The sequence below is a fragment of the Pseudomonas sp. LS44 genome, assembly GCF_024730785.1.
Classification (GTDB): Bacteria; Pseudomonadota; Gammaproteobacteria; order Pseudomonadales; family Pseudomonadaceae; genus Aquipseudomonas.
The window spans coordinates 3,383,559-3,394,999 of record NZ_CP102830.1; the positions used below are offsets into that span (position 1 = coordinate 3,383,559).

Genomic DNA, 11,441 nt, shown 5'->3' on the forward strand with positions numbered 1-11,441 from the left:
GCGGACCGGAACCGTCATGGACTTCAAACAGGTAATGGACATCGCCACCTTCGTCTCCACCCTGCTCACCGGGGCGGCGAGCATCGTGATTCCGGTAATTCTGTATCGCTCGCAGAAACAGAAGGCCACGCTCGACTACATCAAGGCCGGTCGCGATTCGTGGATTCAGATCGACCTTGGCCTGCTCGATAAACCCCACCTACTGCGCCAGGCCGAAAGCCTGCTGGCGGCGGGTGGCGAATTACCCAGCGACGAGGAAATCCAGCGTAAATGGCTGGCGCTGATGATTCTCAACGTGGCGTTCTCCGACTTCATCGGCTTGAAATACGGCTATCACGAGCTGGAAGAGCGCGACAAACTCTACAATCTGATCAAGGCACTGATGGTCGACGAGTCGGTCTACCAACTCAGTCAGAACGCGTACAACCAGCAGTTCCGCGACGAATGCACCAAGGCCCGCCAGGAAGCGCTCGCCGCCCGGCCTCCCGCAGCTGCCGTCGCACATCCGCTATCCCTTTCCCCACTCGCTCAAACGAGGGCCCTGCAATGACCGAGCAACAACAACTTGAACTTGAGGCTGCTGCCTTTCGCCAACTGGTTCAGCACCTGCGCGCCCGCCCCGATGTGCAGAACATCGACTTGATGAACCTGGCCGGTTTCTGCCGCAATTGCCTGTCCAAGTGGTACAAGGCCGCGGCCGACGACAGCGGTCTGGACGTCAGCCTCGAACAGGCCCGCGAAGAGGTGTATGGCATGCCGTACAACGAGTGGAAAACCAAGTACCAGCAAGAGGCCAATGCCACCCAACAGGCCGCTTTCGAGGCGAACAGCAAAAAATGAGTGCCTTGACCGACTTCCGCACCAACCTGCGCAGCGACCAGCATCTGTTTGCCGCCACCCTGGTCTTCATCGCCGAGTTCTACGACTACCAATCCAGCGCCTTCAGCAACGGATCGGTGGAGAATGCCGCCGGACAGAACGAAGGCTCCTGCAAGACCCTCGGCCTGGCCCTGCTCGAAGGCCTGAGCCTGGACGAAGCGCTGCTGTGCTTCGGCGAACACTACCGCAGCGTGCTGGCCAGCCCGGAGGGCAGCGACCACAGCAATATCCGTGCATTGATGGATACCGGCCTGGCCGGCGTGCGTTTCGAGCACCAGCCGCTCAAGCACAAAGCCTGAGCCTGCCTGTGTAGGAGCGAATTCATTCGCGAACATTGGCAACTCCGCGCGCCTCCATCGCGAATAAATTCGCTCCTACAACAAGCATAAAAAACGCCGCGTACCCTCACAGGTAAGCGGCGTTTTGCGTTAACCGCCCGGCATGTGCCGCGCGCTGTAACTTACTGACCGTCGAGATACCGCTCGGCATCCAGCGCCGCCATGCACCCGGCACCGGCCGAGGTAATCGCCTGGCGATACACCGAGTCAGCCACATCACCCGCGGCAAACACGCCAGGCACGCTGGTCGCGGTGGCATTCCCTTCGCGGCCGCCCTGCACCACCAGATAACCATCGCGCAAGGTCAGCTGACCGTCGAACAACGCGGTGTTCGGGGTGTGGCCGATGGCAACGAACACGCCGTCGACCTTCAGCTCGTCATAGCCGCCATCGCGTTGCTTGAGGCGCACGCCGGTAACACCCATGGCATCGCCCAGCACTTCATCCACTTCGGCGTTCAGCTTGAGAACGATTTTGCCTTCGGCAACTCGCGCTTGCAGTTTGTCCTGGAGGATTTTCTCGGCGCGGAAGCTGTCGCGGCGATGCACCAGGGTCACCTTACTGGCGATGTTGGCCAGGTACAGCGCCTCTTCCACGGCCGTGTTGCCGCCACCGATCACCGCCACTTCGCGATTGCGGTAGAAGAATCCGTCGCACGTCGCGCAGGCCGACACGCCCTTGCCCATCATCGCCTGCTCCGATGGCAAACCCAGGTAACGGGCGCTGGCACCGGTGGCGATGATCAACGCATCGCAACTGTAACGGCCGCTATCGCCGATCAGCGTGAACGGCTTGCCGGCCAGATCGACCGCATTGATATGGTCGAAGGCGATCTCGGTCTCGAAGCGTTCGGCGTGCTGCTGCATGCGCTCCATCAACGCCGGGCCGGTCAGGCCATGCACATCGCCGGGCCAGTTATCCACTTCGGTGGTGGTGGTCAGCTGCCCACCAGCCTGCATGCCGGTGATCAACAGCGGCTTGAGGTTGGCCCGCGCGGCATACACTGCCGCGCTGTAACCGGCAGGACCGGAGCCGAGGATGATCACCTTGGCGTGACGCACTTCAGACATGACGATCTCCTTGCGAGGCGAGCGAATAAAAAGGGACCACCAAGCACTTGGGGAAGGCTCGTAGACGACGGTGGTCCCTGAAAAACGTGAGCGACCGGCAAGCGGCGCCTGGCTCTTGCAGCCAATGCAAGAGAATTGTCGGCAAGGCTAAGCGCCGAACGTGCGCCACGGAAGTTTCGATTTCCAATCCACGCCATAGCCACACCCTATCTGCAGAGCAGGGTTGGCCACCTTGGGTAAATTTTGCCCTTCTCGGACGCGCCGGGGTTGTCGTAGATCAACAGATGCTTCAGGAGGGGAACATCAGCCGACCGAACTGGCCGCCCTACCCTGCGATTTTGTTACCCCGCGTATCGGCCTCGCGCGCTGCCCAAAGTACGCGAAAGCCCGCAAGCCCTGACCAAGCCAGCCGACCGCGCTTGGAGCCAGCCAAACGGCGGCGCATCGTGGCGTGCATCGATCCGCCACCAAGCTAGGCACTGCGGGGCGAAATCGGTAAGGTCGGCGCGAATCCAATCGAGGTGAATCCTATGTCCGCCCCCGCGCTGAGTGGCCCGCAATATTTGCGCGAAGGCCTGAAACTGGTCCTTAGCCCCGGCCTGCGGCTGTTCGTCCTGCTGCCCCTAGCCGTCAACGTGCTGCTGTTCGCCGCGCTGATCGGCTTTGCCGTCAATGGCTTCAGCAGTTGGGTCGACCACCTGATGCCGACCCTGCCGGACTGGCTGGGCTTTCTCAACTACCTCCTCTGGCCGCTGTTCGTGGTGCTGGTGCTGTTGATGGTGTTCTTCAGCTTCACCATGCTCGCCAACATCATCGCCGCGCCGTTCAACGGCTTCCTCGCGGAAAAAGTCGAAGTGGTGGTGCGCGGTCAGGATGATTTCCCGGCCTTCAGCTGGGCCGAATTGATGGCCATGGTGCCGCGTACCCTGGGTCGCGAACTGCGCAAGCTGAGCTACTTCGTGCCGCGCGCCTTGGGCCTGTTCATCCTGTCGTTCATCCCCGGACTGAACCTGATCGCCGCGCCGCTGTGGCTGCTGTTCGGCGTATGGATGATGGCCATCCAGTACATCGATTACCCGGCCGACAACCACAAGCTCGGCTGGAACGAGATGCTCGCCTGGCTGCGCGAGAAGCGTTGGCAGAGCCTGGGCTTTGGCGGCATCACTTACTTGGCGCTACTGATCCCGGTGGTCAACCTGCTGGCCATGCCGGCCGCGGTGGCCGGCGCAACGCTGTTCTGGGTACGCGAGCGTGGTGACAAGGAATTGGTGAAGTAACTCGTGCAGATAGCCCGCCAGCCACGAGAGGGATGCCTCGTTAGTGACTGGCGGCTAGCGGCTCAAAAGCGGGCTTTTGTGCTGAGGGGGAAATAAATCTGTCCCCTTTTACGTCCCTTCGTGCCTCGCTTGTCGCGTAATGGCTCCATCGCAGTCCAGTGCCGAGTGGTGAAGTGCAGGGTTGCGGCTGTTCATTGATCGGCCCACCTGCGGAACAGAACGCTGGCATTTACCCCCCCGAAGCCAAAACCATTGGAAAGCGCATAGTCGGTTTCAATCGCGTGAGGGCCGCCAGTAACGATGTTCAGCCCGTCGGCAGAGGGATCGGCATCGAGCAGGTTGAGCGTCGCCGGAGCGACCTGATCGCGCAAGGCGAGCACAGTGAAGATCGCCTCGATCCCGCCCGCTGCGCCCAACAGGTGCCCCGTAGAGGACTTGGTCGCGCTGATCGCCGGCGACGGCCCGCCATCGAAGACGGCTTTGATGGCCGCCAGCTCGCACTTGTCTCCCACCGGGGTCGATGTGGCATGGGCATTTAGGTGGCCAACCTGGCCTGGAGCGACGTCCCCTTGCTGCAATGCCTGCCGCATCGCCCTCCGTGCGCCATCGCCATCTTCCGGCCCCGAGGTGATGTGGTAGGCATCCGCACTGGTGCCGTAGCCAACCAGTTCGGCTATCGGCGTGGCCCCGCGTGCTAGCGCATGCTCGAGCTCTTCGATTACCAGCAGGCCGGCGCCTTCGCCCATGACGAAGCCATCTCGCGCCTCGTCGAACGGACGCGATGCGCTTTCCGGCCTGTCGTTGAATGCGCTCGACAAGGTGCGAGCGGCAGCGAATCCGGCCAGGCTGACCCGGTGGATGGCGGCTTCGGCGCCGCCGCATAGCGCCACGTCCACTTCACCAGCCCTGATCATGCGAGCCGCATCGCCAATGGCCTGAACCCCGGCAGCGCAAGCTGTCACCGGTGTGCCAAGCGGCCCTTTCAATCGGTGGCGAATGGAGACCTGGCCGGCAGCCAGGTTGCACAGGAACGACGGGATCGTGAACGGCGACAGACGGCGGGGGCCCTTGCTGTCTGTGGTACGCACGGCGTCTGCGATAGCCGGGAAACCGCCGATGCCGGAGGCGATGATGGTGGCGGTGCGTTCCTGTTCCCGCGGCGATTCCGGTGCCCACTTCGCCTGCGCCAGCGCTTCTTCCGCAGCCGCCAGCGCGAACAGGATGAAGCGATCGACCTTGCGTTGTTCTTTCTGGGGAAGCACGCATTCGGGGTCGAACCCGCCGGCGGGATCCTCATCGACGCCCGGAACCTGGCCGCCAATTCGTATGGCCAGGTCGCCTATCAGTGACTCCGGGAGCTGACGAATACCCGATTCGCCTGCCAGCAAGCGCTGCCAGACGTGCTCGACGCCACAGCCAAGCGGTGTGACCGCGCCCATTCCGGTAACGACGACACGCTTTCTCATGAGGGTTTCACTCCTTTCGCTGTTTGGTAATATCTGGATGAAGGACGTCACTTTCATTATGAAAGTAACACCCAAAGCAGAATTTTTCCTATACAAGCGGTGAGCTACCTCGATGCAGCGCAAGAACCTTCTGAATTCCGAATGTCCGGTCGCGCTCAGCCTGGAGCGCGTTGGCGAGTGGTGGAGCCTGTTGATCATGCGCGATGCCCTGCAGGGATTGAGTCGGTTCGACGACTTCTCCAGAAGCCTGGAGATATCGCCGAACATGCTCACTCGCAGGCTCAACGCGCTGGTGGAAGCAGGATTGCTGGAGCGCCGCGCCTACAGCGTCAAACCGCTGCGACATGAGTACATTCCGACCGAACGAGGCCGTGACCTCAAGGGTGTACTCTTCGCGCTGATCGCATGGGGCAACAGGCATTTCGTCCAGGACGAGGTAAGTGTCCAGGTTGTAGACCGGGCGACAGGTCGGACGCTGCAGCCCATGATGGTCGATGCCGCCGAGGGCCGGGTGGTGCCATGGGATGAGTGCGAAGTGGTGCACGGGCCCGGCGCCAGTCAAGGCATGCAAGAACGGCTGGGGCGCATGAAGAGCGTTCAGGACTGAGTGGTAGCTGCGCCAGAGCTGTCACTCAATGCACGTTTGAAAATCAGGTCACTGCTTGATTGGCCGCAAATGGCCGTTCAGAGCAGGGAAAATCTGTCCCCTTTGGCCGACGAACCCCGCCAAGGCTAATACACTGTGCGCCCGATTACCCCGGGCCATGAATATGGCTGCATTGAACAAGGAACTCGCCTCCATGGCCTCCCCAGATAAACAGCAAAAACGCGCACAGCGGGCCAAAGCCAAGGCCAAGCAGAACCGTTCGGGCAAGTCCAAAGCCAATCTCGTACATCCGGTGCTGGCCAATCCGCTGATCAACGAGCCGTTCGATGATGTCGAAATCGACCTGAGCACTTTCGACTTCAAAGACATCGAAGAGAACGGTTTCGACCCGGCGCACTTCGACGATCTGTTCCAGGCGATGAAAGTCGGCGAAGGCATCAGCCTGCTAGCGATGTGCCTGGTGTTCCTGCAATACCCGGTGTTGGAGCTGGTGGTCGCTGAGGAAGCGGAAGAGGCGGCCACCGACTTCATGATGGGCCTGCTGATTACCTATCGCGGGATCTTCCACGATGAGGACGACGACACGGCAGTGGATTGGATCGGCGGCGAAGCTTTCCAGAATGCCTACAACGAAGCGTCGCAGATCCTGCAAAAGAAGAACGCTCGCGGTACCCCAGGCGTCCGCCCATAAAAGAGGAAAGCGGACAGATTATTTAGGTTATCGGGGCAGACCACGATTGGCCGAAAGCTGACTCGCGCGAGGGGCTATGAACGGCCAGAAGCAACCCATGGCCGGGCCGCTGTGGGCGGACCCTGGAGTCATCGAGCCATGGCACTGGTCGCAGGAATTTGCCATGCAGGGTGTTGCTCGACAAAATCTCGCGCCGATTCGGCCCAACGTACCAGGCGGCCGTGGTGAAAAGGGATTGCAGTTGAACGAACAGAGATTGTCCGTGCGCCTGGATCGCGTGGCGGCGCATGTGCCGGCAGGCGCGCGGCTGGCCGATATCGGTTCGGATCACGGCTACCTGCTCGTAGCATTGATGAACCGTGGCGTCATCGCGGCGGCGGTAGCCGGCGAGGTAGCCTTGACGCCGTTTCACTCGGCTCAACGTACCGTGCGCGAGAATGGCCTGAGCCAACGAATCACCGTACGCCTGGCCAATGGGCTGGCAGCGATTGAGCCAGGAGACGGGATCACGGCGATCAGCCTCTGCGGGATGGGCGGCGAGACGATCCGCGATATCCTGGACAGCGGCAAGGCACACCTGAGCGGCGAGGAACGCCTGATCCTGCAACCCAACGGCGGCGAGCAGCCACTGCGCAAATGGCTGATGGAAAATGGCTACCGCATCCTCTGCGAGGAAGTGCTGCGGGAAAACCGCTTCGACTACGAAATTATTGTCGCCGAGCGCATCGGGCCGGCGATGTATAGCGCCGAGGAGCTGTACTTCGGCCCACTTCAATTGCAGGAACGCAGCTCGGCATTTCTAGCCAAGTGGCAGCGCATATTGCGTCTGAAGCAGCAGACCCTGACCAACTTCGCCCGAGCGCGGAAGGCCGTGCCTGAGGAGAAGGTGCAAGAGGTCGCTCAACAGGCCAGGTGGATCAGCGAACTGCTTGCACCAGGAGGCGAGAGGCGCTGAAGGGCTGATGCCCGTGCGCTTCGGATATGAGTGCGCGCAGCGCACCGGCAGCACAGCTTGAACGTATATTCTCTTGGCCTTCGCAAACGACCTAAAGCGGTCGATGGTGCCGGGCAGAAAGTGGCCGGTTGATGCCTATCGCGACCGGCTGGTTTGGGTCGAAAGCTGTCGATCACGAACATCCGCTTCTGGCCGAAACCGGTGAACGCGTCAAGAACGGTCCATAGGCCACCCTCGCCCATCACCGCAACGCTTTGGCAATTTCGCGCTGGATCTCATAGCCCGGCGCTTCCACGGCGCTGAAGTCGCGGGTGTAGCGGATGGCGAATTCCTGCACGCCCCACTCCTGATACTGCTGCACATGTTTCAGCTCGTGCGCCCACAGGGCGACATTGTTCAGCGCATCGTCTTCCGTGCGGAACACGATGATGTCGATCAGGGTGACCGCGGTGATATCCGGGTTCTGCAGCATGGTGCGTGCGGCGCTCATTTCACTGTTATCGCCGACCTTGTAGCGCACGCTCTCCAGCACCTCGAGCGAGTAATATTTTTCCAGCTGGATCTTGATATTCAGCGGGATCGCCTGCGTGCCTTCGAGGGCTGCCGAATCTCGGGATTGAACCAGCCACTGCTGCAACACCGGTGCGGCGACCTGGGTCATTTGCTCGTACAGCGGGCCGAGCACTTCGCCGGCGTTGGGCACGCACACACAGGCGGTCACGCAGACTTCGAACTGCCCTTGCGGGCAGGCGAACGCCAGCGCCGGACTACCGAGCGAAACGAACAACAGCGCAAGTCGCAAGGACTTGGGCAAACACGCAATCAACATGGGGTCTCCAGAACAACGACAGCCCAGCCAGGCTGGACTTACCTCTTAGATGGGTTGGGAGCGCTCGGTTCAGCGCAACTGTTCCGACAACTCCAGCCCCGCTTCGACCAGAGTTTGCCGATACAGTGCCGGCAATTCGTCGACCGAGGCCCACGGCTGATCGAGACATTCGGCCAACGCCACATGACTGCTCGCGCGGCAGCGCTCATCGAGGCCACAGCCCTGATAGAACGCATTGACCAGTTCGACCATCGCCTCGCGCTGGTTATCCATCATCACCGCCGCGTGGGCCAGGACCACCGCCGGGCCGGCGTTAGGTCGGCGACGCCAGCGCTGGGCGGTACCGGCCAATTTTCGCGCATTCAGGGTGATGTTGTAGCGGCCGTCGCAAAACGCCCCATCCACGGCGCCAAGCCCCGGCTCCAGCCCTTGCGCCGCGAGCCAGGCACAGAATGGCTGGCACAGGCGCAGGTAGGCGGATTCCAGGCGAGTCAACTCGGTGTCTTGTGGCGGTACGGCATACACCAGGGCGACATTCAGCACGCCCGGCGACTGCGGCACCGGCTCGCCGCCGGTGTCGCGCAAGGCCACCGGCCAGCCCTGCGCCTCGCTCGCTGCGCAGGCCGCGGCAAAGCCCGGCAATCGGCTGAACTTGCGCGGCATCACCAGCGCCTGCTCGCTCGGCTGCCAGCACAACAGCGCGCAGTCGCCCGCACCGCCGTGCACCTGATCGAGCAACAGGCGCTCGGCATCCAAGCCCTCTTCCACCCGAAATTCGCGTATCGCTTGCATAGGATTCCCCTGATATTTCAGCTCTTGGGCGGCGTTTAGGGTCACGCGATCCAATCGCCGATCTGGCGCTGGGCACTGGCCTGGATCAGCTCGATGGCCTGGCGGGCGATCGGCGACAGGCTGCGTCCAGCATGGCAGACGATCGCACAGGTGAGGCTCAACGGCGGCAGTGCCGGCCGCAGTCGCCCCGCCAGATCGGCCAGAGCGCCGCTGCGCAGATCGGCCTCCAACCAGGCCCTCCACGTGAACAGCAGGGCATCACTGGCCAGGGTGGTTTCGCGCAGCAGGCTGAGGTCGTTGCAGCTCAACGCCAGGGGCACCGGCGTGCCGGCCGGCAAGTCCAGCGCCGCGCGCAGCTGGACGGGCAGCGTATCGCTGGCACGCACCGAGCTCCAGGGATAGGCAGCGAGTTGCAAGCGGGTAATGGGCGTCTGCTGCACGGCCAAGGGGTGGTCACGGCGACAGAAAATCGACGCCGGTTGCGCCGGCAATGGGGTGATGGCGAAGCGCGGATCGCTGACCTTCTCGTTGGTGTAGCCGACGAAGAACTCGATCTGCTCCTGGTCGAGCTGCTGGATCAGGTGATGCCAGTGGTTCACCTCAACCTTCACCATCAGCTTGGGAAGGCGCTGGCGCAGCGTGCTCAGGGCGTCCTGCAGGTACAGGTTGGCGGCCATCATGCCGGCGCCGAAACTCAGCTCGCCGCCTTCGGCGTGGGCGATGTGGTTGGCCTCGGCGCTCAGCCGGCTGGCGCTGCTCAGCAGCTCGCGGGCGCGGGCCAGCAGTTGGCGGCCGGCGGCGGTCAGCGCCACCGAACGGGTGTCGCGGTCGAACAGGCGCACGCCCAATTCTGCCTCCAGCGCCTGGATGCTGCGACTGAAGGCGGTCTGCGACAAATTCGCCCGCTCGGCGGCGCGGGAGAAGTGCAGCTCCTCACCGAGGAACACCAAGTGGCGGATGCGCTTGAGGTCGATTAAGTCAGCCAATGCATCAATTCCTGATTATCTTTGCATTGGACGCTTGTACCGCAGCCTTTGCAGACTGGCTAGCACAACAACAACTATTGGATTGTCGCCATGCCATTTCGTCCCTTACTCAGCGCCCTCGCCCTGAGTCTCTGTGCCGCCTCGGCCCAAGCCGCCACTCGCGATCTGAACAAGCGCATCGACAGCCTCGTAGAGCAAGACGAAGCGCAGCTGGTCGAGGTGTTCAAGCAGCTGCACCGCAATCCCGAAATGGCCTTCCAGGAAACGGAGACCGCCGCGCGGGTGGCCAAGACCCTGCGCGAACAGGGTTTCGAGGTGAAGACCGCGATCGGCACCACCGGGGTGGTCGGCATCCTGCGCAACGGCCCGGGGCCGGTGGTGATGTACCGCGCCGACATGGATGCCCTGCCGATCAAGGAAGAAACTGGCCTGCCCTACCAGAGCACCAAGGTCACCCCCTGGCTGAACAACCCCAGCCAACCGGTGATGCACGCCTGTGGCCACGATGCGCACACCACCTGGCTGCTGGAAGTCGCCAAGGTGATGGTGCAGCTCAAGGGTCAGTGGTCCGGCACCCTGGTGCTGGTCGCCCAGCCGGCCGAGGAAATCCTCGAAGGCGCCGTGGCGATGGTCAACGGCGGCCTCTACGACTTCGCACCGAAACCCGATGTGCTGGTCGCCGCGCACGTCTCGCCGGTCGTCCCGGCGGGCAGCGTCAGCCTGCGTGACGGGCCGCGCATGGCCGGCACCGACCAGATTGACGTCGAGCTGCCAGGTATCGGTGGCCACGGCTCGACCCCGCACGTGACCAAGGACCCGGTGGTGATGGCGGCGATGGCGGTGATGGGTTACCAGACCGTGGTCAGCCGCATGGTCGACCAATCCAAGCCCGCCGTGCTCACCGTCGGCGCCGTGCAGGCGGGGGTCAACAACAACGTGATTCCCGATCGTGCGGTGCTCAAGCTCAACCTGCGCTGGTACGACCAGCAGATGCGCGAGCGGCTGATTGCCGGGATCAAATCGGTCACCTCCGGCGTGCTGGTGATGAATGATGTGCCGGAAGGCTATGCGGCGAAATACACCATGAAGGGCTATTCCACCCCGGTGATCAACGCCAAGGTGCAGACCGAGCAGGCCCAGGCCGCACTGGTGGCGCAACTGGGCGCCGACAAGGTACTCCCGGGGATGCCGCCGGTTATGGGCTCCGAGGACTTTCACATGCTCGCCAGCCCCTATCCGGACACCCCGGTGGTGTTCATTGCGGTCGGTTCGGGCAAGCCGGATGTCTACAAGAACCTGGTCGAGAAGCAGCAGCTGCCGCCGTCGATGAATCACACCTCGGGGTTCGTCGTCGAACTGCCGGCCATCGCCGCCGGCGCGCGGGCGATGAGTGCGACGCTGCTGGCGTTCTTCAACGCGGGCCAGTGAGCGCCGCAGGCTCTGCTTGGGTCACCCCGCAAGCGCTTTTCCCTCTCCCGAAAGGGCCGAGGGAAATAGCCCCGTGCGCAGCTCGCGGCTGCACATCGGGGAGCCAGCCGGCGCCGCAATGCC

General features: G+C 62.6%; 13 protein-coding genes. 8 read left to right on the forward strand and 5 right to left on the reverse strand.

The features are described 5' to 3' along the window. Positions 1-16: 16 nt before the first annotated feature. The 3 genes from NVV93_RS15130 to NVV93_RS15140 are packed head-to-tail and all read left to right on the forward strand — an operon-like array spanning position 17 to position 1,178. Positions 17-550 (forward strand): hypothetical protein, encoded by a 534-nt coding sequence (locus tag NVV93_RS15130; protein ID WP_258251468.1) that lies wholly within the window; start codon positions 17-19, stop codon positions 548-550. Beyond that, a complete protein-coding gene (locus tag NVV93_RS15135) occupies positions 547-840 on the forward strand; it encodes a DUF1244 domain-containing protein (protein WP_258251469.1) in 294 nt (97 codons plus the stop codon). Before NVV93_RS15130 ends, NVV93_RS15135 begins: the two co-directional genes overlap by 4 nt. Then, a complete protein-coding gene (locus NVV93_RS15140; RefSeq protein ID WP_258251470.1) occupies positions 837-1,178 on the forward strand; it encodes a HopJ type III effector protein in 342 nt (113 codons plus the stop codon). Before NVV93_RS15135 ends, NVV93_RS15140 begins: the two co-directional genes overlap by 4 nt. A gap of 161 nt (positions 1,179-1,339) precedes the next feature. On the opposite strand, the gene trxB is transcribed toward NVV93_RS15140, so the two are convergent. Beyond that, on the reverse strand, positions 1,340-2,287 hold the full coding sequence (gene trxB, locus NVV93_RS15145) for a thioredoxin-disulfide reductase (protein ID WP_258251471.1): 948 nt from the start codon (positions 2,285-2,287) through the stop codon (positions 1,340-1,342). Between the two features lie 530 nt (positions 2,288-2,817). Between trxB and cysZ the strand changes: the two genes are divergently transcribed. Next, positions 2,818-3,564 carry a sulfate transporter CysZ gene (gene cysZ, locus NVV93_RS15150; RefSeq protein ID WP_258251472.1) on the forward strand — a complete coding sequence of 249 codons (747 nt, stop codon included), beginning with the start codon at positions 2,818-2,820 and terminating at the stop codon, positions 3,562-3,564. A 191-nt stretch (positions 3,565-3,755) separates the two neighbouring features. Here the strand turns inward: cysZ and fabF are convergent, their stop codons facing one another. Beyond that, a complete protein-coding gene (gene fabF, locus NVV93_RS15155; protein ID WP_258251473.1) occupies positions 3,756-5,030 on the reverse strand; it encodes a beta-ketoacyl-ACP synthase II in 1,275 nt (424 codons plus the stop codon). Between the two features lie 112 nt (positions 5,031-5,142). On the opposite strand from fabF, the gene NVV93_RS15160 reads away from it, so the two are divergent. The 3 genes from NVV93_RS15160 to NVV93_RS15170 all read left to right on the forward strand — a co-directional run bounded on the left by NVV93_RS15160 (position 5,143) and on the right by NVV93_RS15170 (position 7,283). Continuing rightward, positions 5,143-5,637 (forward strand): helix-turn-helix domain-containing protein, encoded by a 495-nt coding sequence (locus NVV93_RS15160; protein WP_258251474.1) that lies wholly within the window; start codon positions 5,143-5,145, stop codon positions 5,635-5,637. Between the two features lie 193 nt (positions 5,638-5,830). Beyond that, entirely contained in the window at positions 5,831-6,328 is a 498-nt protein-coding gene (locus tag NVV93_RS15165) for a hypothetical protein (RefSeq protein ID WP_258251475.1), read from the forward strand. Positions 6,329-6,569: 241 nt separating this feature from the next. Continuing rightward, a complete protein-coding gene (locus tag NVV93_RS15170) occupies positions 6,570-7,283 on the forward strand; it encodes a tRNA (adenine(22)-N(1))-methyltransferase TrmK (RefSeq protein WP_309137396.1) in 714 nt (237 codons plus the stop codon). A gap of 241 nt (positions 7,284-7,524) precedes the next feature. On the opposite strand, the gene NVV93_RS15175 is transcribed toward NVV93_RS15170, so the two are convergent. The 3 genes from NVV93_RS15175 to NVV93_RS15185 form a co-directional block, all read right to left on the reverse strand. Beyond that, the gene (locus NVV93_RS15175; RefSeq protein ID WP_258251476.1) at positions 7,525-8,112 is read right to left on the reverse strand and encodes a DUF4157 domain-containing protein; all 588 of its coding nucleotides are present in this window, start codon (positions 8,110-8,112) and stop codon (positions 7,525-7,527) included. 69 nt (positions 8,113-8,181) lie between these two features. Continuing rightward, positions 8,182-8,904: a lipoate--protein ligase family protein gene (locus NVV93_RS15180; RefSeq protein ID WP_258251477.1), complete on the reverse strand. Its 723-nt coding sequence runs from the start codon at positions 8,902-8,904 to the stop codon at positions 8,182-8,184. Between the two features lie 41 nt (positions 8,905-8,945). Then, positions 8,946-9,890, reverse strand: coding sequence for a LysR family transcriptional regulator (locus NVV93_RS15185; RefSeq protein ID WP_258251478.1), 945 nt, complete (start codon positions 9,888-9,890; stop codon positions 8,946-8,948). 90 nt (positions 9,891-9,980) lie between these two features. Here NVV93_RS15185 and NVV93_RS15190 point away from each other — a divergent pair, with 90 nt between their 5' ends. After that, positions 9,981-11,318 carry an amidohydrolase gene (locus NVV93_RS15190; RefSeq protein WP_258251479.1) on the forward strand — a complete coding sequence of 446 codons (1,338 nt, stop codon included), beginning with the start codon at positions 9,981-9,983 and terminating at the stop codon, positions 11,316-11,318. Positions 11,319-11,441: the final 123 nt, after the last annotated feature.